The organism is Aeromicrobium sp., assembly GCF_014378035.1.
Taxonomy (GTDB): Bacteria; Actinomycetota; Actinomycetes; order Propionibacteriales; family Nocardioidaceae; genus Aeromicrobium.
Genome location: NZ_JACMOM010000067.1, coordinates 1 through 20,637 on the forward strand (window position 1 = coordinate 1; position 20,637 = coordinate 20,637).

The 20,637-nt window shown below is 63.5% G+C and carries 22 protein-coding genes; 9 read left to right on the top strand and 13 right to left on the bottom strand.

Annotated features, from left to right (window positions below; genetic code table 11):
• The 3 genes from H7290_RS03630 to H7290_RS03640 form a co-directional block, all read right to left on the bottom strand.
• Positions 1–458: class I SAM-dependent methyltransferase (locus H7290_RS03630; RefSeq protein WP_290512655.1), on the bottom strand; the 458-nt coding region annotated here is incomplete at its 3' end.
• A gap of 178 nt (positions 459–636) precedes the next feature.
• Complete coding sequence (locus H7290_RS03635; RefSeq protein ID WP_290512656.1) at positions 637–2,127, bottom strand: serine hydrolase; 1,491 nt, start codon at positions 2,125–2,127, stop codon at positions 637–639.
• Between the two features lie 171 nt (positions 2,128–2,298).
• Positions 2,299–2,574: a hypothetical protein gene (locus H7290_RS03640; protein WP_290512657.1), complete on the bottom strand. Its 276-nt coding sequence runs from the start codon at positions 2,572–2,574 to the stop codon at positions 2,299–2,301.
• On the opposite strand from H7290_RS03640, the gene H7290_RS21260 reads away from it, so the two are divergent.
• Both H7290_RS21260 and H7290_RS03645 read left to right on the top strand, forming a co-directional pair.
• A complete protein-coding gene (locus H7290_RS21260; RefSeq protein ID WP_366927594.1) occupies positions 2,464–3,369 on the top strand; it encodes a hypothetical protein in 906 nt (301 codons plus the stop codon). The two genes, H7290_RS03640 and H7290_RS21260, sit on opposite strands and share 111 nt — an antisense overlap.
• Positions 3,366–4,076 carry a response regulator transcription factor gene (locus H7290_RS03645; RefSeq protein WP_290512658.1) on the top strand — a complete coding sequence of 237 codons (711 nt, stop codon included), beginning with the start codon at positions 3,366–3,368 and terminating at the stop codon, positions 4,074–4,076. The genes H7290_RS21260 and H7290_RS03645 overlap by 4 nt, the downstream gene beginning before the upstream one ends.
• Before the next feature lie 466 nt (positions 4,077–4,542).
• Here the strand turns inward: H7290_RS03645 and H7290_RS03650 are convergent, their stop codons facing one another.
• Positions 4,543–5,919, bottom strand: a complete 1,377-nt coding sequence (locus tag H7290_RS03650) for an MBL fold metallo-hydrolase (RefSeq protein WP_290512659.1) — start codon at positions 5,917–5,919, stop codon at positions 4,543–4,545.
• A 254-nt stretch (positions 5,920–6,173) separates the two neighbouring features.
• On the opposite strand from H7290_RS03650, the gene H7290_RS03655 reads away from it, so the two are divergent.
• Genes H7290_RS03655 through H7290_RS03665 form a run of 3 tightly spaced genes read left to right on the top strand, consistent with a single transcriptional unit; the run spans position 6,174 to position 8,223 of the window.
• Positions 6,174–7,001 (top strand): GntR family transcriptional regulator, encoded by an 828-nt coding sequence (locus H7290_RS03655; protein ID WP_290512660.1) that lies wholly within the window; start codon positions 6,174–6,176, stop codon positions 6,999–7,001.
• 17 nt (positions 7,002–7,018) lie between these two features.
• Complete coding sequence (locus H7290_RS03660) at positions 7,019–7,354, top strand: rhodanese-like domain-containing protein (RefSeq protein ID WP_290512661.1); 336 nt, start codon at positions 7,019–7,021, stop codon at positions 7,352–7,354.
• Complete coding sequence (locus tag H7290_RS03665) at positions 7,351–8,223, top strand: sulfite exporter TauE/SafE family protein (protein WP_290512662.1); 873 nt, start codon at positions 7,351–7,353, stop codon at positions 8,221–8,223. The genes H7290_RS03660 and H7290_RS03665 overlap by 4 nt, the downstream gene beginning before the upstream one ends.
• Before the next feature lie 7 nt (positions 8,224–8,230).
• On the opposite strand, the gene H7290_RS03670 is transcribed toward H7290_RS03665, so the two are convergent.
• From H7290_RS03670 to H7290_RS03685, 4 genes are read right to left on the bottom strand one after another with little or no spacing between them, the layout of a single operon-like run.
• Positions 8,231–8,701, bottom strand: coding sequence for a hypothetical protein (locus tag H7290_RS03670; RefSeq protein ID WP_290512663.1), 471 nt, complete (start codon positions 8,699–8,701; stop codon positions 8,231–8,233).
• Entirely contained in the window at positions 8,688–9,026 is a 339-nt protein-coding gene (locus tag H7290_RS03675; protein ID WP_290512664.1) for a DsrE family protein, read from the bottom strand. The genes H7290_RS03670 and H7290_RS03675 overlap by 14 nt, the downstream gene beginning before the upstream one ends.
• Positions 9,023–9,901: a cytochrome c biogenesis CcdA family protein gene (locus H7290_RS03680; RefSeq protein ID WP_290512665.1), complete on the bottom strand. Its 879-nt coding sequence runs from the start codon at positions 9,899–9,901 to the stop codon at positions 9,023–9,025. Before H7290_RS03680 ends, H7290_RS03675 begins: the two co-directional genes overlap by 4 nt.
• On the bottom strand, positions 9,898–10,590 hold the full coding sequence (locus H7290_RS03685) for a thioredoxin domain-containing protein (RefSeq protein ID WP_290512666.1): 693 nt from the start codon (positions 10,588–10,590) through the stop codon (positions 9,898–9,900). The genes H7290_RS03680 and H7290_RS03685 overlap by 4 nt, the downstream gene beginning before the upstream one ends.
• 270 nt (positions 10,591–10,860) lie before the next feature.
• On the opposite strand from H7290_RS03685, the gene H7290_RS03690 reads away from it, so the two are divergent.
• Entirely contained in the window at positions 10,861–12,933 is a 2,073-nt protein-coding gene (locus tag H7290_RS03690; RefSeq protein WP_290512667.1) for an MMPL family transporter, read from the top strand.
• 53 nt (positions 12,934–12,986) lie between these two features.
• The gene (locus tag H7290_RS03695; protein WP_290512668.1) at positions 12,987–13,190 is read left to right on the top strand and encodes a DUF2892 domain-containing protein; all 204 of its coding nucleotides are present in this window, start codon (positions 12,987–12,989) and stop codon (positions 13,188–13,190) included.
• 363 nt (positions 13,191–13,553) lie between these two features.
• On the opposite strand, the gene H7290_RS03700 is transcribed toward H7290_RS03695, so the two are convergent.
• Positions 13,554–14,090 (bottom strand): 2'-5' RNA ligase family protein, encoded by a 537-nt coding sequence (locus H7290_RS03700; protein ID WP_290512669.1) that lies wholly within the window; start codon positions 14,088–14,090, stop codon positions 13,554–13,556.
• Between the two features lie 239 nt (positions 14,091–14,329).
• Positions 14,330–14,956: a maleylpyruvate isomerase N-terminal domain-containing protein gene (locus H7290_RS03705; RefSeq protein ID WP_290512670.1), complete on the bottom strand. Its 627-nt coding sequence runs from the start codon at positions 14,954–14,956 to the stop codon at positions 14,330–14,332.
• Between the two features lie 567 nt (positions 14,957–15,523).
• Between H7290_RS03705 and H7290_RS03710 the strand changes: the two genes are divergently transcribed.
• Positions 15,524–15,970, top strand: a complete 447-nt coding sequence (locus H7290_RS03710) for a cytidine deaminase (RefSeq protein WP_290512671.1) — start codon at positions 15,524–15,526, stop codon at positions 15,968–15,970.
• A gap of 38 nt (positions 15,971–16,008) precedes the next feature.
• On the opposite strand, the gene H7290_RS03715 is transcribed toward H7290_RS03710, so the two are convergent.
• The 3 genes from H7290_RS03715 to H7290_RS21265 form a co-directional block, all read right to left on the bottom strand.
• Positions 16,009–18,384, bottom strand: coding sequence for an excinuclease ABC subunit UvrA (locus tag H7290_RS03715; protein WP_290512672.1), 2,376 nt, complete (start codon positions 18,382–18,384; stop codon positions 16,009–16,011).
• 48 nt (positions 18,385–18,432) lie between these two features.
• Positions 18,433–19,119 carry a hypothetical protein gene (locus tag H7290_RS03720; protein WP_290512673.1) on the bottom strand — a complete coding sequence of 229 codons (687 nt, stop codon included), beginning with the start codon at positions 19,117–19,119 and terminating at the stop codon, positions 18,433–18,435.
• Positions 19,120–19,225: 106 nt separating this feature from the next.
• Positions 19,226–19,363, bottom strand: a complete 138-nt coding sequence (locus H7290_RS21265; protein ID WP_366927593.1) for a matrixin family metalloprotease — start codon at positions 19,361–19,363, stop codon at positions 19,226–19,228.
• 161 nt (positions 19,364–19,524) lie between these two features.
• On the opposite strand from H7290_RS21265, the gene H7290_RS03725 reads away from it, so the two are divergent.
• Positions 19,525–20,418, top strand: a complete 894-nt coding sequence (locus H7290_RS03725) for a threonine/serine dehydratase (RefSeq protein WP_290512674.1) — start codon at positions 19,525–19,527, stop codon at positions 20,416–20,418.
• Positions 20,419–20,637: the final 219 nt, after the last annotated feature.

Consider the following 20,637-nt stretch of genomic DNA (forward strand, 5'->3'; position numbering starts at 1 on the left):
ACCTGCCCGCCGGGTATGAGGGCGTCGTGGAAGGCGGCAAGGACGTTTGGCAAGATCTCGCGTGGCAGGTTGAACAGCGACCACCATCCAAGAATGCCCCCTAAAGACCTCGGCTCTAGGTCGAGTTCGGTGGCTGAGCCAACGGTTAAGCTGCACTCGGGGTGAAGGCGTTCGGCATGTTCGATCATGCGAGGCGACAGGTCGACGCCCGAGATCTCGACACCACACTCGTGGAGGTATGCCGTGACGGTTCCGGGGCCGCAGCCGACATCGAGCACGTGACCAAGGTTGCGGACCGAGTCAGCGAACGCGTCGATGGCTGCCTTCAGCCACGGCTGGGTACGAATGTCGCCCATGCCTGTGGTGGCGATCAGGTTCACGTAGTTTTCGGCTGCGCGGTCGTACGAGTCGCGGACGACATCGAGATCTGTGGGTTGAGCAGTTGATGAAAGGGGCACCCGCCTCACCCTATCGACGCAACCCGTTGTGTTTGAGCACCTCGCCGCTGGCTCAGAACGTGCACGCGCTGTCGCCGATCACACGCGGGCGATGACGACTTCCGGCCCGAGAAGTGTCCGTCGATGCAGCCGACCCACTCCTACTCGTCCCTCATCAACACGTCGCTCCGCCAGTTAGCTAGGCCCGACCTGTTCGGCCGGAGCGTGTCGGAGAATCCTCTCTGGGCAGACATCTAGCCGTGAATGCGAACCTCGAGTCGCATCCGAGGAGCCGCGCGAGACGGACCAGCACGAGAACAGCGACGGCAGCGGCGACGGTCCATACCGCCGCCACCAGCACGGGAGCTGCAGAGAGCAGAACTACCCATGTCGCGGTGCGCCCGACAATGCGTGAGCCGATCGACGGGATCCACATCATGAGGAAGACAATGCCAATCAGTGGCGCAAGGCGGGCCAGACGCCAGCGCAACCGTCCGCGCCAGGCCCACCGTTGACTTCGTGCAACTCCTCGCATCGCAAGGCCCACGACGAGGCTGGCTATCAGCGTCACCAGCACGTCAGTCCACGGGCCCGGAGGCGCGGGTGGTTCCGCCAGAGGCTCGCCAATCGACCAGTCATAGAGGCTGGCCGCCGTGACATAGGCGTCGGGTACTGCGCTGGTTTGCAGAACGGCAACACCGACCCCGTCAGGGAACAGCCCTTGGTACGCGTTGACCCCGGCGCCCACCCCAGAATGCGAGACCCTCTCGACTCCACCAGAGGCCGGCGGGCCGCTGTACCAGCCCAAGGCGTACAGGCCTCCATCCGGCGCCTGCCGACGATGCATCTCATCTCGCGGCGCCTGTCCGAGGATCGACTCGTCGGTTCCCGGCAGATTCGCGCCCTGCTGGAACCGTAGCCATCGCGACATATCCGCGGCGGTCGAGATCACTCCGCCGGACCCGCCGACGAAGGACCGGGGTGGGTCGATACCGACCGTTCGGCCAAAGACGAATGCATGCCCTCTTACAGCCGCCGAGGCGTCGTAGACGTCGCGGTGGCTGGTGTCATGCATCCCGAGGGGCTCGAAGATATTGGCCTCGAGGTAGTCGCTGAATGGTTCTCCGCTGACCACTTCAACGAGTCGGGCCGCGAGCCAGTAATTCGGGTTGCTATAAGACCAAGCGGCGCCCGGCTCATGGGCGAGTTTCGTGGAACGCAGCTGCCGCACTGCAAAGGCCAGCGTTTGCGGGCCTTCCGCATACTGGTCAAATCCCAGCGTCAAGTCAGTGATACCCGACGACTGGTTGAGTACATGCCGCACTGTGACGCCCTCCGCGCGGGGGTCATTCAGCTTGAAATCGGGGAGATAGCGCCGAATTGGTTGATCGAGCCCGACGTCACCAGCTTCGACCAGCTGCATCACCGCAGTGGCTGTGAAGGACTTCGACAAGGACTCAATCCGAAATGGCGTCGTCGGACCTAGCAAGACCCCGTTCGCGTCGCCGGCACCCGTCGACACGTCCACGTCCTCCCCCTTGGTGACTACGACAGCTAGGCCCGGAACCTCCGCCTCGACAGTTCGAGCCAACCATTTCGACACGTCATGGGCATCCGGATCAGCAGCTGGCAGCGTCCCCGAGAATGTGATTACGACAACCGTCAAGAGTGAGCCAATGATCGTATGCATGATCAAAACGTTAGGCGCGCACCCGTTGGCTCCGATAGCGCTGATCGTCGGACCCGAACCCCGCCGATCGGCGGGTGGCCTCGACAGACGCCACAAGGAATGATGGCGGTCATGAACACTGGAGACGTCATCACGTGGGCGGCGATCGTCGTGACCGTGTCGAGTGCCGTGCTAGCAATGCGATTGGTAATTCTGCAAAGGCGGCACGCTGCGCTCGGCTGGCGGCTCGCGCGATCCGAAAGTCAGCACCGTGAGACGATCGCAGCCCACAGTCAAGCTGAGCTCCGGACCGAACTTGCCCATCGCCTCCACGACGATCTCGGACATCGGCTGACCTTGGTCGCTGTTACTGCCGGAGTCCTCGAGTCCAAGGCTGACGAAAGCTTGCGCGCTGACGTTGCCGCCCTGCGCGAACAGGTCGCAAACGCCGTCGAGGAACTCAATCACTCCGTGTCGGCGCTGGACTCATCCACTGAGACCCTCACTCCCCTGCTCCGCGTGGTCGACGAGGCGGTTTTGCCTGCCCAGTCTGCAGGAGCAGGCATCAACATTGTGGTTCCAGCAGACGCCCCGCCTCTGTCCGCACGCCTGGCTTCCGTGACAATGGCGATCATCCGTGAAGGCGTTACCAATGCCCTGAAGCACTCCCCCGGCGGGACCATTGAGCTCAACGTCGATCTTGAAGGTGATGAGCTCCGGTTGTGTCTGATCAGCGGCCCCGCCACCCGACCGAGCAGGGCCTCAACAGGTGGACGTGGGCTGGAGGCTCTTCGGGCTCGGGTGGAAGACCATGGCGGATCCTTTGCAGCCGGACCCGGACCCGGGCACGGAGCTTGGACGGCAGAGGCCGCACTTCCGATCGTCGACTCCCCTGATCTGTCGGTTGTCCATCAGGACGCTGCGCTCGCACGAACCGTCAGACGCACCCGTGGCCAGCTCATTGCGATCCCCGCGGTCGCCTTGTTGCTGTTTGCTGCGGTTCCGGCCGCATGGGTGGTCGCGCGCGGAGCGCTATCCCAGCTCGACCGAGCGGACTTCGATCAGATTACTGTCGGCATGGTGCAGAGCGAAGCCGAAACTCACCTCCCGGCCCTTGACATGGACGCTCCGCCCCGGGCACGCGGCGTCGGTGACTGCCGCCACCACGAGGCCACAATGAGCCCATTCGATCGCGACACGGTATTCGAGGTCTGCTTCGTTGACGGTCGAGTCGCCAGTACGACCGTGATCCCGACTCCATGACGGACCCCACACCGATCCGCGTCGTACTGGCCGATGACGACGCCCTCATTCGAGCCGGACTGTCGACGATTGTCGGAGCTGATCCGGCCATAGAGGTGGTCGCCGAGGCCGGCGATGGTCGAGAGGCGGTCACACTCGTCGGCCTCTATCGTCCCGACATCGTGTTGATGGACATTCGGATGCCACGCCTCAACGGGCTAGAAGCGATTGCCGAGCTCCGCTCGCTCCGTACCGCGGTCAGGATCATCGTCCTGACGACCTTCGCAGACGATGAGTATCTCGACCGGGCGCTCGAACTTGGCGTCGACGGCTATCTGGTCAAATCGTCTGCGCCCGCCGACATCACCGGCGGCATCAGGTCGGTGTCGGCCGGTGGGGCGGCATTGTCGCCCATGGTGGCCCGCTGGATCATGACGCACGGCGGCCGCGGAATCGCGGCGCATCGTATTGCAGCTCATCGCGCAGAATCGCTCACAGATCGCCAGCTCGACGTGCTGCGGCGAATGGCACAAGGGGACAGCAACGCCGAGATCGGCCGCCATTTGTATCTCTCCGAGGCAACGGTGAAGGGTTACGTCAGCGAGATTCTTATTCGCCTCGGAGTCGCGGGCCGAGTCCAAGCGGCCGTGATCGCCCATGAAGCAGGACTCCTGTACCCGCAGACGGCAGAGGCAGACCGGGACAGAGTCAGGAACTGGTCGCGTTAGGGCCAGACTCCTTGACGGACTGGCACGCCGCCATGACGGTGCACTTCGTGGACCGGCGTCCGCATGTGCGCCGGCACGCCGAAGCGCTCGGCCTGCAAGCACTGATCAACCGAGCGAGTCGTCACCGCTGCCGCCCCATCCAGCAGGTGAGACAGCCTCGCAAAACCCGTGAGAGATGGTGCACTTCCTACATGACGACCCCCATACCGACTCAGACGGCTATGGCGATAGCGGCCTCTGAGTTAGAAGACGAGCCGGCTGACGTGCGGGAGGAGCGGGGACGACTCGCTCGGTGGATGGATGCCGTCACCTCAGCCAACTCTGCAGGCGTCCCCTTTTAAGGCCTATCACTTGGGCAGGCTCAGTCCCGACGACTCTCGCCGGTCTTTCATCCGACCTGGGCAGTGGATGGGTCCTCTAGCGACAGCCTGACCTTACGATCGCGGACGGCACTCCGGGTCGGAGTTCAGGCCTTGCTGGGTTCCATGTGCTCAGCCCATTCGTTGTAGCCGCCGAGCAGATCTGTGACGTCGCGGTGCCCCTTCGAGCGGAGCAAGCTGGCGCCCACTGACGACCTCCAGCCGCTGGCGCAGTGCACCAGGACTGGCTTGTCGGCTGGCACTTCGTCGTGGCGACGAGAGAGTTCCGCGAGTGGGATGTGCATCGAGCCGGGAACCGAGCCATCCTCGCGCTCACCGGGGTTACGAACGTCCAAGATCACGGTGCCCTCATCAAGGCCGGGCAGCTGGTCCACGCTGACCCTCGTGCCTGTCTCGATCAGGTCCGCTAGTTCGGCGAGCGCGTTGTCGATGTTTTCGACGAAGCCGACGACGCGGTCGAAACCGATGCGAGACAGTCGCAAGCCAGCCTCCTCGACGCGGTCTGTCGCGCCGACGATGAGCAGCTCGTCATCCTCGTGGACCGCCATCCCCGCGGTCTCCGCGAAGCGGCCATCGATGCCGATGTTGATCGAGCCGCGAAGATGGCCTTTCGCGAATTCGTCGGGGCTGCGGGTGTCAAGGAGCATGACCCCGCCGTCGATGGAGCCACGGGTCTCAACGGGGCTGAACGGGACCAATTCTTCGCCAGACTTCAGGGTCGGGCGCTTCTTAAGGTTCAGCGCGGCATCGACGGCGAAGTACTCAGGTGCCGCGGGCTGGCCGGTGGTGATCATGCCCACGAACTCGTTCTCGCTCATCGGCTGGGCGAACATGTTGGTGCGTCGCTGCGCCCCAATGGTCGAATCGAGATCGTCTGAGAGGTTCTTCCCGCACGAAGAGCCGGCGCCGTGAGCCGGATACAGGACGGTCTCGTCAGGCAGCTGAAGAAGCACTTTGTGAATGGTGTGGAACATGGCCCTGGCCAAGTCATCGGCTGATGAGCCCTGCGAGACGACCAGGTCAGGTCGTCCGACACCGCCGATGAACATCGAGTCGCCGGTCAGCACCGCGGCCGGGATCTCATCACCAGAGTGCTCGCGCACGAGGACACTTATCGACTCCCACGTGTGGCCGGGAGTTTCGAGGATCTCCAAGTCCACGTCACCGAGCGAGATGTGGTCGCCCTGATGCAGGGATCGGATCTCGAACTCCGCCTGGGCCTTCGCTCCATAGCCGATCCATGCGCCGGTCGCCTCGGCCAGCTCGAGGTGCCCGGCCACGAAGTCAGCGTGGACGTGTGTGTTGATGACGCCGACGATGTCGAGGTTTTTCGCCTTGGCGTCAGCGAGGTACTCGCTGACGTCACGGCGCGGATCGACCACGATCGCCTGTCCGGTCTTCTCGTCGCCGATCAGGTACGAACCGTGCGAGAGGCAGCTCAGGTAGTACTGGGTGAGGATCATGCGTTTCTCCATTCGGTGGAAGGTGAGAGTGTTGACGACCTTGGGCATCACGCTTGACTGGGGCGCTGAGGAGTGACCGTCGAGCCCATCGGGGAGTCGGAATCCAAGGAGTGTGCGGAGCGACTAACGCCGTACCAACTGTCGTGAAGACTGTTTTCATCGATCCGACTCCTCTCGTTTCGGCGATTCGAGTCCCGCTAGGTTGCTAGAATACGAATGTACGTACATTATAGGACTAACGCAAGGATGAGCCGATGAACATCACCACGAACGGCGAGGGAACCATCACCGGTTCCGCGATGCCTGCAGCCGGACCCCAGGTTCTCGACCGGACCTGCAAGGTCCCTTTGTGGACGCAGTTGCGCGACGATGTCGCACGTCGCATCGACGCGGGCGAGTTCGGTAGCGCCTTTCCCGGAGAACACGCGCTTCGTGACCATTACAACGTCAGCCGTCAGACCGTCCGTATGGCGTTGCGGTCGCTGCGCGAGGCCGGAGTCATTTCCGCGGCGCGTGGACAGGAGCCACGGCTCATACGTCCCCAGATTGAGCAGCCGCTTGGCACTCTGTACAGCTTGTTCTCCTCAGTAGAGCGGTCCGGCATGACCCAGAACAGTGTTGTCCTCGGCCTCGACGAGCGCCGCGACGCCCGGGCGGCGGCCCAACTCGGCCTCGAGGAAGAGTCGCCGCTGATCTTTCTGCACCGCGTACGACTCGCGGACGGCGAACCACTCGCGCTCGACCGCGTCTGGATGCCCGCGGCCATCGCACGGCCGCTCCTGCAAGCGGACTTCCGGCATACCGCCCTCTACACCGAACTCGCATCACGCTGCAACATCCGACCTGCTGGGGGCGCAGAGGAAATCGACGCCGTCACGCTGCTCGCTCCTCAGGCTGCGAGTCTCCAGACCTATGAGGGCGCTCCAGCCTTCGCCATCCAGCGACTCAGCTGTCATCAAGACGTTCCCGTCGAGTGGCGCACGACGCTCGTCCGCGCCGATCGCTTTCGTATTCGCACCAATTTCTCGACCGCCACCGGACTGAGAATGACCGTCTCGGGTCTCGATGAATCACCCCACTGAACCACTCCGGAGGACGCATGCCCCAGCCCATCGTCAATGTCGAACCCGCGATCGCCCACGACCTTCAAGAAGCAGGCGAAGTCGTGCTGCTCGACGTGCGTGAAGACAACGAGTGGGAGGCCGGACACGCTCCCGGAGCGGTCCACGTTGTGCTGGGTCACCTCGAACCAGAGGGACTGGCAGGCGAAGACGTCGTGGTGGTATGCCGATCCGGGAACCGTTCAGGCAAGGCAGCAGAGATCCTTGCGGAGGCCGGCATTAACGCCAGGAATCTGAACGGCGGCAAGCAGGCGTGGGTCGCGCTCGGACTGCCCGTGGTCACCTTCGATGGGACACCCGGGGACGTGAAGTGAGCATCGCCCTCGCTCTGGTGTGCGGGATCGTCATTGGGCTTGTCCTCGGCGCTCTGGGCGGCGGCGGGTCGATCCTCGCCGTTCCCGCTCTTGTGTACGTGCTGGGCGAGTCAGCCAGGGATGCGACCACGACCAGCTTGGTGGTGATCGGCATCAGCTCTGCGATCGGAGCCATAAGCTACCACCGTGAACGCCAGGTCCGGTGGCGAGTGGGACTAACGTTCGGCCTGGTAGGCATTGCCGCGTCGTTCGCAGGCACCGCGCTCAATCAGAATGTCGACCAAGGCGTTCTTCTGGCCTGCTTCGCCGCGGTCATGGCGATCGCTGCTACTGCGATGATCGGCAAGTCATGGACTGGTCGCCGCTCAAAACTCCCACGGGCATCACGCGAGCAGCCTTGGTCGGCGCCCCGCGGATCCACTGCGGGCGCGGCAACCCTCACCGCACCGGCACCCTCAGTCACCCGCTCAGGGCGCGGCAGGGCTCTCGTGGGTATTCAGGTCGTCTCGGCAGCGCTGCTGGTCGGCTTCCTGACCGGCTTTCTCGGAGTCGGCGGCGGATTCGTCGTCGTTCCGGCGCTCGTGATGATCCTCGGCTTTCCCATGCCCGTGGCCACTGCGACATCGCTGCTCATCATCGCACTCAACTCGTCGGTTTCCTTGGGCATCCACGCCAGCAGCCACCCGCAGTTCGACTGGGCCATCATCGTCCCCTTCACGGCGGCAACGATCATCGCTTCACTGGTCGGCAAGAAGGTCGCCTCACGCCTGTCCGGCGGAGTGTTGACGTTCTCCTTCGCGATCGTGCTGCTTCTCGTCGCCGTGGGCATCGGGATCGAGGTCGCTGCGCCGCACATCGGACTCACCTGACGTCGAGTCAGCTGGCGCGCTTGTTGGTCGTACACAGCACGGCTGAGGACAACCGCCTCTGCACTGCCCAAATAAGCAGAGCAACCGAAGCCGCGGCCAGTATCGGTTGGAGCGGCTGGAACACCGAGACCGCCCCCGTGGTTCCGAGCGCGACGAGCACGAGCTTGTTGCACACTGGACACCCGACTGCGAGGAACCCGAGCAGGGCACCGACACCACCTCGTCCGTCGATCGGTGCAGGACCTTGATCGATATACGTTCCGATCAACACGCCTGTCAACAACGCTGTGAGGACCCAGACCGGGACAGCCCACCACGGTGCGGCTATAGAACGGCTGAAGAGCGGGGTGTCTATGAGATCGGTTGGAACTCCGATGGCGGCAAGCACGAACAGCGACGCAACGGCCGACGCCCACCACTGGCGCGCGGTCCAGGTGCGTAGCGCAGTCGTCACGCGGCTCGACTCAGATCCTGACATAGGCCCATCCTTGCCACTGGCGTTCGGCGAGGTGTGACACCGCAGCAGGGACCACGCCGATGCCCTCCGCCAGATCCGACACGTCGATGTCCTGACTGCGAAGGCTGTTGGCACAGACCTTGATCTCGACGCGTACGCCCTGAGCCGTTGCCAGCAGGGCCTGTGGCATGACGTTGACCGTTGCGGCAGCCACCAAGGCTCCCTGCAGAACGATCTCGATGGGTATGTCCGGTAGTTCCGTGCGGGCATTCGCCGCGATCCGCATCGAGCCCGCCAGGGAGTCGAGCGTCGGTCCTTGCACGTGCAAGATCAATCCGTGCGTCATCGGTTTTGCCCATCGTTGGATGCGGTTGTCGATATGTGGTGGTCGATGGCGGCCCGGGTCGAACTCCGCCACTTCCACGCCAACACGGCCAGCGCGGCGATCATCACGGCGGCGATCACCAGCGCGTTGTCCGGGATGCGGTCTCCCATTCGACCGGCCCATTGCTCGACGGAGAACTGGGCGTCGACGCCCAGCACTCCTCCCAGATTGGACGTGCCGCCCGACAGCAGCAGCGTCACTCCCAGGACGATGAGGACAGCGCCGGACAGGATCGATGTCGAGGATGTGCTGATCCGCCAGAGATGTATTGGTCGCGGCACCAGCCATCTGCGACCGCTCAAGCCCATCTGTTGCCAGAAAACCGACAGCACAGCGAGTGGTACGACCATGCCGAGCGCGTACACCGCCAGCAACAGTCCTCCGTATGTCGGACTGCCGCCCAGACCTGCTACCGCGAGCACTGAGCCGAGGATGGGACCTGAGCACACCCCTGCGACGCCGTAGATCGTGCCCAGCAGGAAAATCTGACCCACGCCGGTGCCTCCCGAAGCCGGCGTCGATCTTGTGCGGCGGCGAACCAGCCCGAAGGACAGGCCGAGAACTTGCATGAGGCCGAACACCATGACCATCAGCGACAGAAGTTGCACCAGACCGTCGCGGTGAGTGTTGAAGAACGCACCGACAGTCGACGATGCCACCCCCAGCGGAACCAGGGTCGCAATCAGACCGAGATAGAACACCCCCGTTCGCGCCAAGATGAGCGTCCGTCCGCCAAAGGCGTAGGCGAAGAAAGACGGCAGGAGCACGGCGGAGCAGGGGCTCAGCAACGTCAGGATCCCACCAAGGAACGCTCCGGCCAGACCGATGCTCGTCACGAGGCAGCGGCGAGACGCTCGATCTTCTCGATGAAGACTGACGCGGGTTGGGCGCCGAGGATGGGTTCGTCGTTGACGAGGAACAGCGGGGTGCTTGAGGCGCCGATGCCGTACGCTTCTTCGGCATCAGATTGCACGTCGGTGGCCACCTTGGTCGAGTTCATGTCTTTCTTAAACTGAACCATGTCCTTGACGCCGATCTTGGTGGCGTACACCACGAGAGCCGAATCCGTCAGGTTCGCGTGCCCTCGTTCCGGAGCGTCGGCATAGACCGCCGAGTGGAACTCCCAGAACTTGCCCTGCTGGCCTGCGGCCCGGCTGGCCGCCGCTGCGCGCGTCGATTGTTCACCGAAGATTGCGAGATCGCGAAACTCGATCCTCAGGGTGCCGTCTTCGACGTACTTCTTGAGCTCAGGCTCGGTGTCTCGAGCGAAGACACCGCAGAACGGACATCGGAAGTCCGCGTACTCGATGAGCACCACCGGGGCATCCACTTTCCCCATCGCCCGGGGATCATCCAGGTCACGTCGCGATAGATCGACACCGATGCCCTGCGGCGCCTGTGGGGTAGAGATCGTGGCCGGCGAGTCGTCTGACGGCGGGCCGCTCGCTAGCGCGAACCAGAGCAGCCCGCCCCCCACGAAGAGCACGACGCCCATGAGCATCACGTTCAGCTTGCTTCCTGACATGCCGTCCCCCAAGATCTGCGTAATGTACGTACATCTAACGCGTGCCGTGACCGAGTAGTTCCTCGATACCCCAGGGGGTATCTGCTAGGCTCGTCGAGGTCGCCGAAAGTGGTGCACCACCCCAACCGAAAGGCACTCGCCCATGCACCATCGCCCCCGCCGCCGGACGCACCCCACCGGTCGGAGATGCGCGTGAGCACGCTGACCAAGAACCCGCCCTCGACGGAGTCAACTGCCAGCCCAGGCCCACTGGGTCGCTGGGGCGCGGTGATGGCAACGCGAACACGGCTGGTGGCGACAGCGTGGTTGATCCTCGTGGCAGGACTCGGCTCCCTTGCGCCCAGCGTCTTCTCCGACCTCGCCGGCGCGGGCTGGCAGGACAACGGCTCAGACTCGGTCAAGGCTCGCGAGCTCGCGCAGGAACACTTCGGCGGCAACTCATCCAGCGCAATCCAACTTGTGATCCACAGCGAAAACGGCGGCGTGGATTCACCCGCTGCGCAGGCCGTCGTGACGAAAGCGACGGCCATCCTGCAGTCGGACGCCCGCATCGGTGACATCGTTCGGCCGCAACCAGGCTTTACGATCAGTCCAGACGGGCGCACCGGAATTCTCCTCGCTGGTGCGGCCGCAGACCCGAACGACATGGTCCGTGCCGTTGATGATCTCAAGAGCCAGTTGACTGCCTTGTCCGGTGACGGGGTCGACGTTTACCCAACGGGAGCCTCGGCCTTATGGAGCGATTTCAACAAAGCCAACCACGATGCCATGATCAAGGCCGAGATCATCTCGTGGCCCGTCACGCTCACGATCATGGTGCTGGCCTTCGGCTCCCTGGTCGCCGCCGGACTGCCCCTGTTGCTGACCATGGCCGGCCTAGGAGCATCGGCCGGAGCACTGGTGCTCCTCAACCAGGTCACACCGATCTCAGTGTGGGCAATGAACTTCGCGCTGATGTTCGCCCTAGCGCTCGGAATCGACTACGCCCTGTTCATCGTCTACCGTTTCCGCAGCGGCCTGCACCACGGGCGCACACCTGTCCAGGCCGTCGCCGAGACCATGGACACCGCTGGCAAGGCCGTCATGCTCTCGGGACTGACCGTCCTCGTCAGCCTGTCAGCCGTCCTGGTCGTGCCGGCACCGGCCGTGCGCACGATGGCCGTCGGCATCATGCTCGCCGTCGCATTCGTGCTCGCGGCCACCTTGACGCTGCTGCCGGCAATCCTCGGCGGACTCGGATCACGCATCGACAAGGCCTCCCTGCCCTGGGCCAAGGCCCATCAGCCACGCTCGCAACGCTTCGGCATGTGGGGCGAGCTGCTACACAAGCATCCGTGGCCCTTCGCCGTCGCCTCGATCGGGATCCTCGTGCTGCTGGCCCTACCCGTCCTGTCGCTGAAGGTCGCGATGCCTTCGATCGCCGTCGTCCCTGGGGACGCACCAGTCCGGCAGGGTTACGAGGTCGTCCAGAAGGCCTTCGGCGACGGTGCCCCCGGCGCACTGCAGGTCATCGCTCCCGCCGACGACGCATCCGCCGTCCGCGACGCGCTGCTGACCCAAGGCGATGCGTACACCATGGTCGGGCCCGCTCAGTCGGCCTCCGACGGCAGCGACTTCGTCATGGTGCAGGCCGTCCCCTCGGTCGACCCGTCTTCGCCGGAGCTCGGCGCAATCCTTGACGCCACGCGCGCAGATCTGCCGACAGGCGCCGTTGTCGGAGGAGCACCCGCAGAGAACCTCGACCTGCAGTCAGCCCTCAACACGTACCTGCCGATCGTGATCGGCATCATCCTCGTGTTCGGCTTCGTGCTGCTGCTCGTCGCGCTGCAGGCGCCACTGATCGCCCTGCTCGGCACGCTAGTCAGTCTGCTGTCGACCGCAGCCGCGTTCGGCGTCGCGAAGTTGATCTTCCAGGACGGCCACGGGTCCGGGCTCCTCGGCTTCGAGCCACAAGGGTTCCTTGACGGCTGGGCGCCGGTGTTCTTCTTCGCGATGATCTTCGCGATCGCGATGGACTACACGGTGTTCCTGCTCGCCACTGCCAAGGAGCACTACGAGATCTCTGGCAGCGCGAAAGACGCTCAGGTCGACGGCCTCGCCCACTCCGGCAGGGTCATCTTCGCGGCGGCCGCCGTCATGGTCGCCGTGTTCTTCACCTTCGCCCTCGCCGAGCCCCTACCACCCAAGGAGATGGGCATCATCCTCGGAGTCGCAGTGCTGCTTGACGCGGCGCTCGTCAGACTGATCCTCCTGCCGGTCATCCTGCGGCTCGCCGGCCACGGCGCGTGGTGGTCACCCGCCTGGCTGCGCAAGGTTCTGCCCAACATCACGTTCTCGCACTGATGCAGAGCCTCGGCACGACAGACCGTCCCGACCCACGTCACGAGGAGAAGATCATGAACATCGACCGCGCCGTGATGGCTCTCGCCGGCACGTTGACCATGGTAGGCACCATTTTGGCTGTCACCCTGTCGCCATGGTGGTTGCTGTTGACCGGCTTTGTCGGACTCAACCTGCTGCAGGCGAGCATCACCGGATTCTGCCCAGCAGCTTCGATCCTCAGCCGGCTGGGGGTGCAGCGCGGCTGCGCTTTCCGTTGAAGAGCTGAATCGGCTGCGGCGTACGTCACGCGGCAATGAGTGGGGTTGTTCATTGCCAGACGAGGCGCTCGACTTTCCGTGGTGAGTCTGAGATCGCCAAGTGGGCTTACCGCGATGCTCGGGCTGCGTGACGTCGCAGGATGGAGCCTGCCACGCGTCGCTCATCTCGCAGGATAAAGCGAGGCCACGGCGCAGAAAAAGATCCAGCGGGCGAGGCAGCGCCTCGCTCGCGAATAAACCCAAGAGCCTCAAGTTCTTCGCGTAACAGAGCGTGCTTCTCCGCACACGTTGCTCTCCCCGTTTCCCGCACGCTTGCCGCTGTCGGCGGACCCGGCCATGTGTAGGGAATCTTCAGTCTCGCAACTACGGGGTGGGCCGGAGAGGAAAGTGGGCTTTCGCCGTCCAGCTACCTGCGTGCTCTGTTTGGGTCATAAGTGTCACGTTGTTGGCGTGTCCACTGACGGGCAAGAGCCGCTCGACGGCTTGTTCTGCTGCTCTCATGCGCGTCCGGTCGCAGCCGTGCGCGATCGTCAGGTGGGGAATGACGTCGGAGAACTTGCCCTCGAACGGTGGATAGTCAGGAAACACTCTATGGACCAGTGCTGTCAGCGCTTGGATCGGCTCAGGATGTTCCGGTGCGAGCCAGAGGACTTCGTCATCGAAGCACGCCGTTTGCGTTAGCCGCAAATCGAAAGCCCCGACGCCCCAGAAGAGGTGTCTGAGTTGGGTCAGAACAGTAGCGTCAATTTGCTGGGGAGACATGAACGGGAACAGAACGGTGAAATGTGCTGGCACCCCGAGGCGGGCGCTGGTGTCGAGCATTTCGCGGTGTTGCCCGACTGCAGCCTCGGCCTCGGGGACCTCGAGTATCAGACAGCTTTGAGGGAGCAGGTGGTTCATACCCGGAGCCTAGATCCATCGGGGCGGACTCACTCCGCGACACCACCGGATGAGCACAGCGTTCGCCGGATGCGGCGACTTTTCCCCCTCAACACCTCGCACTGCCAGCTAAATAGGAGGAATAGAAGGGGATTGCAGAACTTCATGCCGGCTACTTGCGTCACATCACCAACAAGCGCCCATATTCCACATGACAGGGATCCTTGACCAGCAAAGGAATCAACGGTCGGGAGTCCTGGTTACCAGGCATCGAGGTTGAGCACAGGAATCGTGTCGGCTCGACCTGCAAGCCAGGCCATGAAGTTTCGGCGGTCAATGTCCGAGCTCAGCCGCTCTGGCACTGTGTTGAGCAGGATGGTCAGATCCCACTCGACGTACTCGTCGGGCCAATCTCGGGCCGTGTAACCCAGACCCAGGTCGACATGGTGCATTTCGACCTCGCGCAAGCGATGGGCCGGGCAGGCCCCTACTCCGTAGTGACCGCCGCCGAGGAATTTCGAGTGTGGCCACCGTTGGGCGCTGCACGCATCCATGGCAGCTGCGAAACACTCCTGGCTTGCGATCAAGTCAGCGATGATCTTGGCTGCTGGTCGGGCAGCACCATTCTCGATCTCGGCCGCGCGCTGGGCTCCACAGCCGAGGTACTTTGGAACATCGTTGCCGGTCAATGCTCCCTCGAGGCGCCGGGTGTGTGCGTCGGCATTTCTCGCCAAATGGGTCAAGACGTGCCCGACGCTCCACCCTCGTAGCCGACTAGATCCGCGAACGTCGTCCTCACTCAGCAAAGACACTCGATTGGCTAGGCGCTGCTGAGCCTGCTTGCAGAGTTCAGCGGCGCGATCGGAATCTTGCTCCAAATCAGGCACAATCAACGACCTTTCACACGCGTAGCGGCGCTATGGGAGCGTCGCCGATTTCGTTGTCACGCTAGCGGACGGCGTGGCCCGAATTTTCGGCGTCGTAGTCGACCCGGAACTAGCCGCCCGGCAGCCAAAGCGTCGGCCACCTTCTACGCCCAGTACGTCGCAGTCAACCAAACCCCGAAGCAAGGTGAGTCCTCGCGACAAAAGCATTCTTTGCATCGCGGCGCGATCACCGGTCCGAAGGAGTTGTGAACTCACCGGTCCGAATGCCGTTGGCAGTCGAAAGGATCGCCGCGCAGATCATGGGCATCGTGCCTTTGGATGAGACCGAGCGGACGCATCGAGAAGATGCTCTGAGGTGGTTGGCATCAACCGACGACGTGTTTCGCCAGCCGGCGCCACTTGTTTTGATCCCCACCTCGGCCGATTCCTAGCGAGGGTCCTAGGAGAGTCGATTCCCGAACCACGCAAAGCGGTGGTCCATATCGACCAAACCCCGCGGCCCGCCGTGACCGGCGACGCCCCTGATGTTGCTCCAAAACGTTGCCGCCGGCATGGGAGCATGACCACATGCATGTAGATCAGACCCTTGTAGACGCTGCAATCGAACAATTGAACAGGCGATGGCCAGGAGTTCCGAATGCAGTGGCCGCGGCGGTTTATCTCGATGACGGAAGCGTCTTGACGGGTGTTTCGCTCGACAACCTCAATGCGGCGATGACACTTTGCGCCGAAACTGGCTTGATCTGTCAGGCCTACACTCTAGATCGGCAGGTCACGGCATCAGTTTGTGTAGCTCGATTTGCGGATCTTGATCAACAATTAGTCGTGCTGGCTCCTTGTGGAGCGTGCCAGGAGCGGCTGGCTCTTTGGGGGCCAGAAGTCGAGGTGGGAGTGGCCAGCCCGGGCAGCGAAGCCGGCTGGACGAGTCATCGGATGGATGAAATGAATCCCCACTATTGGGGCGCCGTTTTCGCAGCCGAAGGCCCCTGGCCATCGACTGCCGAACACATATGAATTATCAGGTTCGAGCAGCAGGCGAGCAGGACCTTCGGTCATCCGCCCACGTAGGCTGCGAGATGCTCGCCGGTGAGGGTGGAGCGGGCGGCGACGAGATCGGCGGGTGTGCCCTCAAATATGATCCGGCCGCCATCGTGGCCGGCGCCGGGGCCAAGGTCGATGATCCAGTCCGCGTGCGCCATCACCGCCTGGTGGTGCGCAATGACGATGACCGACTTCCCCGAGTCGACCATACGGTCCAGGAGACCTATCAACTGCTCGACGTTGGCCAGGTGCAGCCCGGTGGTCGGCTCGTCCAGAACGTAGACCTCGCCCTTTTCGGCCATGTGGATGGCGAGCTTGAGTCGCTGCCGTTCGCCGCCGGACAGCGTAGTGAGGGGCTGGCCGATGGTGAGGTAGCCAAGTCCGACGTCGACAAGTCGGGTGAGGATCTTGTGCGCTGCCGGCGTCTTCGCCTCGCCGTCGGCCAAGAACGCCTCGGCCTCGCTGACCGCCATCGTGAGTACCTCGCTGATGTCCTTCCCGCCGAATTTGTACTCCAGGACCGCAGCCTGGAACCGCTTCCCCTCGCATTCCTCGCAGGTGGATTCGACGGTGGCCATGACACCCAGGTCGGTGTAGATGACGCCGGCGCCGCCGCAGGTGGGGCAGGCGCCCTCGGAGTTGGAACTGAAGAGCGCCGGCTTCACGCCGTTGGCCTTCGCGAACGCTTTGCGGATCGGATCGAGCAGCCCGGTGTATGTCGCCGGGTTGCTCCGTCGCGAACCGCGGATCGCGGTCTGATCGACCGACACCACTCCGTCGCGCCCTGATACTGAGCCGTGGATCAGGGAGCTCTTCCCAGACCCGGCCACGCCGGTCACCACGACCAGCACGCCGAGGGGTATGTCGACGTCGACGTCCCGCAGGTTGTGGTCGCTGGCGCCGCGTACCTCAAGCACACCCGATGGTGTCCGCACCGAAGGCTTCAGCGGCGCCCGGTCCCCCAGATGCCGCCCGGTCAGCGTGTCGCTGGCCCGAAGCCCATCGACGGTGCCTTCGAACACCACCTCGCCGCCCTCGGTTCCGGCGCCAGGGCCGAGGTCGACGGCGTGGTCGGCGATCGCGATCATCTCGGGCTTGTGCTCAACGACGAGCACCGTGTTGCCCTTGTCTCGCAACTGCAACAACAGGTTGTTCATCCGCTCGATGTCATGGGGGTGCAGGCCGATTGTGGGCTCATCGAAGACGTAAGTGACGTCGGTGAGCGAGGAGCCGAGGTGGCGGATCATCTTGGTGCGCTGCGACTCACCGCCAGACAGTGTGCCCGACGGTCGGTCGAGCGAGAGGTAGCCCAGCCCGATCTCCGTGAACGAGTCGAGGACGTGCTTCAGCCCCGTGAGTAGCGGAGCCACCGTCGGCTCGTCGAGACTGCGGACCCAGCCGGCGAGGTCGCTGATCTGCATCGAGCAGACGTCGGCAATGTTCTTCCCCTCGATCTTCGACAAACGGACCTCGTTGCTCAGTCTGGTGCCCTCGCAATCGGGACACCTGGTGAAGGTGATCGCCCGCTCCACAAAGGCGCGAACGTGGGGCTGCATAGCGTCGACGTCCTTTGAGAGCATTGACTTCTGGATCTTCGGGATCACGCCCTCGTAAGTCAGGTTGATGCCCTCGACCTTGATCTTGGTCGGTTCCTTGTAGAGCAGGTCGTGCATCTCCTTCTTGGTGAACTTCATGATCGGCTTGTCCATGTCGAAGCCGGCGCCGCTGAAGATGCGGCCGTACCAGCCGTCCATGCTGTAACCGGGAATCGTGAGCGCACCGTCACTGAGCGACTTGGTGTCGTCGTACAACGCAGTCAGGTCGAAGTCGCTGACCGCGCCCATGCCTTCGCATCGCGGGCACATGCCCCCTAGGTAGACCACGTCGCGCACTACGTTCTTCTCGACCCTTCCGCCGCTCTTCTCGGTGCTCATCACTCCGCTCGCCTTGCGCGTCGGGACGTTGAACGAGAACGCAGTGGGGGGCCCGACGTGGGGGTCACCGAGCCGGCTGAAGAGGATGCGGAGCATCGCGTTGGCGTCGGTGGCGGTGCCGACGGTGGAGCGGGGGTTCGAGCCCATCCGCTCCTGGTCGACGATGATCGCTGTCGTCAGGCCCTCGAGGAGGTCGACCTCCGGCCGGGCCAATGTTGGCATGAGGCCCTGCAGGAATGCGCTGTAGGTCTCATTGATCAGCCGCTGCGACTCCGCGGCGATCGTGCCGAACACCAGTGAGCTCTTGCCCGAGCCCGACACTCCGGTGAACACCGTCAGTCGGCGCTTCGGGATCTCGATGTGGACGTCTTTGAGGTTGTTTACGCGCGCGCCGTGCACGCGGATCAAGTCGTGGCTGTCAGCAACGTGCAACTTAGGTGACTTGATGTCCATGGCGGTCACTCTAGGCGACGTCGGTGGCCGACTGTTCGCAACGAAAAATTACTTGATCGTGCCCGCGCCCTTGCCCTCGAGCCTTTTGTCGTGAAGCAGGTCGCCCTTGGCGTCGACCGGGGTGGCTGTGACCGCGAAGTTGAGCGGCGAGTTCTTCTGGTAGCGGAAGTTGGCACCGACGGAGTAGGTCTCGCCCTTGCCGAGTGTGTAGACACCCGGATCCTTGAAAGCGCCAGGTGCCAGTACATCGGAGTTGACCTTCTGCTCCTCGAACAGCGCGCGGTCGACGACCGAGTCCATCCCCTGCATGAACTTCCAGTCGGCGTAGCGGGCAGTGATGTTGACCAGCGAGAAACCGAGGTCGATCGGCGCGCCGTTGTTGGTAATCACGTAGTTGACGAAGACAATGTCGTCGCCTTCGGCGATGATCGGCTTGTTGGTTTCCGGGTCGACGAACTGACCGCTCTTGGTCGCCTTGGTGATGCCGACCTGATAGGCGTCGACAGTGATATCGCCGGCCTTGAAGGTCGAGATCTTGTCGCCGACTTCCGTCGCCGGCTTTGCCCACGAGGGCTGGCTGGCAGACGCGGCGGCGGGCTCGGTCGGTGCCGGCTCGGATGAGCTCGTCTTTTGGGGCGTTGGCTCCTCGGAGCCGCCGCCGCAGGCTGCGAGGCCGAGAAGGGCGAACGACGCGACGAGTGCCACGGTGGCTCGGCGCGTGCGGATATTGAACATGGGGTCCCCGATCTGTAGTCAAACAACCGGCAGCGCCAGTGGTCGACATCTGTGATGGTCGACAGGATTCACGGTCGCGTGCGGCGCCGCCAATCATACTGAAGAATCAGCCCGCGCATTCCACCCCGGGCTGCATGATCCCGCTAGGCGCCTCAACGTGGTCGAGGCTGACCAAATGACCTAACTCGTGCATCACAACGGCCCGGACCTTGGTGCATACCTTTGTCTGCCTGTCACTCCTCATTGTCCACCGCGAGCGCGCATACGGCGGCCGAAAACCAAATCCCGCTCGACGTAGGTCACTCTGGGCCAGATACCCTCGACTCCCCCACCCTAGGATCCGCCGTGCCCACCGTTTGCCTTGAGGATATCCAGTCAGCAGCCCGTCGCATTTCGTCGGCGTGTGTGCGTACACCTGTTCTCGCGCTGCGCGCCCGCGGCACTTGTCCTGCCCTGTTGATCAAGGCGGAGTCCTTGCAGCCGATCGGAGCCTTCAAGCTGAGGGGCGCGACCAACGCCATCGCCCAGCTCACAGCGGAGCAACGCGCTGCCGGCGTCGTCACGCACTCGTCGGGCAACCATGCTCAGGCGATCGCTTCAGCAGCTGCCGCCGCCGGGATCCGGGCCGAAGTGGTGATGCCGATCGGGTCTCCCGCAATCAAGGTCGAAGCCACTGAGCGCTGGGGCGCCACCGTGACACTCGTACCGGCAGAGACCCGGGCCGCGGCATGCCAGGACATTGCCGACCGCACGGGGGCGCACATCATCCCGCCTTTCGATGACGCTCGTGTCATCGCCGGTCAGGGAACCGTGGGTCTCGAGATCCTCGAGCAGGTCCCGGATGTCGAATCCGTCCTCGTACCGGTCGGAGGCGGCGGTCTGATCTCAGGCATCGCGGTCGCAATCAAGGCACTCCGTCCTGACGTCCGCGTCGTCGCGGTCGAACCTGAGCTGGCCGGGGACCTCGCAGAGGGTTTCGCCCGCAAGCGCATCTCCCGATGGTCGGTCGAGCAGACCTCGCGGACGATCGCGGAAGGAGTACGCACGCAGCAGGTCGGCGAGCTCAACTGGGAGATCATCCGCGCCCTCGTCGATGACGCGGTGACCGTCTCGGAAGAGCAGATCCGATCGGCGGTCAAGCTCATCTTTACGGAGGCCCGCATCGTTGCCGAGCCCAGCGGAGCAGTCTCCGCCGCCGGTTACTTCGCGCACGCAGAGCGGCTCGGCCTGGGGCGCACTGTCGCCGTGGTCTCGGGCGGCAATGTCGATTCGGCATCTTTCGCGCAGCTCATCAGATGAGCTGCCAGTAGCCGTGAGCGACTCGTAGTCCCCGAGCGAGACGATGACCATTGCCCAGTTCCGTCCCGACGGAAGATGAGCAGTTCTTAGCTCGAACGGTGAATGCTCGAACCGATACAACAGCACTTGCACCTCGTACGAGATAATCCGCCAGTCGACACTTGACGGCACCATCCAGTACAAGAACGGCAGCCCTTGCGCCGTCAACATCACCGGCGG

Bases quoted from the DNA above. Each gene is read 5' to 3' on its own strand.
- H7290_RS03710 (WP_290512671.1), top strand. From the start codon at position 15,524: ATGCATGTAGATCAGACCCTTGTAGACGCTGCAATCGAACAATTGAAC.
- H7290_RS03690 (WP_290512667.1), top strand. From the start codon at position 10,861: ATGGCAACGCGAACACGGCTGGTGGCGACAGCGTGGTTGATCCTCGTG.
- H7290_RS03660 (WP_290512661.1), top strand. From the start codon at position 7,019: ATGCCCCAGCCCATCGTCAATGTCGAACCCGCGATCGCCCACGACCTT.
- H7290_RS03645 (WP_290512658.1), top strand. From the start codon at position 3,366: ATGACGGACCCCACACCGATCCGCGTCGTACTGGCCGATGACGACGCC.
- H7290_RS03655 (WP_290512660.1), top strand. From the start codon at position 6,174: ATGAACATCACCACGAACGGCGAGGGAACCATCACCGGTTCCGCGATG.
- H7290_RS03700 (WP_290512669.1), bottom strand. From the start codon at position 14,090: ATGAACCACCTGCTCCCTCAAAGCTGTCTGATACTCGAGGTCCCCGAG.
- H7290_RS03670 (WP_290512663.1), bottom strand. From the start codon at position 8,701: ATGTCAGGATCTGAGTCGAGCCGCGTGACGACTGCGCTACGCACCTGG.
- H7290_RS03720 (WP_290512673.1), bottom strand. From the start codon at position 19,119: ATGTTCAATATCCGCACGCGCCGAGCCACCGTGGCACTCGTCGCGTCG.
- H7290_RS03635 (WP_290512656.1), bottom strand. From the start codon at position 2,127: ATGCATACGATCATTGGCTCACTCTTGACGGTTGTCGTAATCACATTC.
- H7290_RS03685 (WP_290512666.1), bottom strand. From the start codon at position 10,590: ATGTCAGGAAGCAAGCTGAACGTGATGCTCATGGGCGTCGTGCTCTTC.
- H7290_RS21265 (WP_366927593.1), bottom strand. From the start codon at position 19,363: ATGAGGAGTGACAGGCAGACAAAGGTATGCACCAAGGTCCGGGCCGTT.
- H7290_RS03675 (WP_290512664.1), bottom strand. From the start codon at position 9,026: ATGACGCACGGATTGATCTTGCACGTGCAAGGACCGACGCTCGACTCC.
- H7290_RS03695 (WP_290512668.1), top strand. From the start codon at position 12,987: ATGAACATCGACCGCGCCGTGATGGCTCTCGCCGGCACGTTGACCATG.
- H7290_RS03715 (WP_290512672.1), bottom strand. From the start codon at position 18,384: ATGGACATCAAGTCACCTAAGTTGCACGTTGCTGACAGCCACGACTTG.
- H7290_RS03650 (WP_290512659.1), bottom strand. From the start codon at position 5,919: ATGATCCTCACCCAGTACTACCTGAGCTGCCTCTCGCACGGTTCGTAC.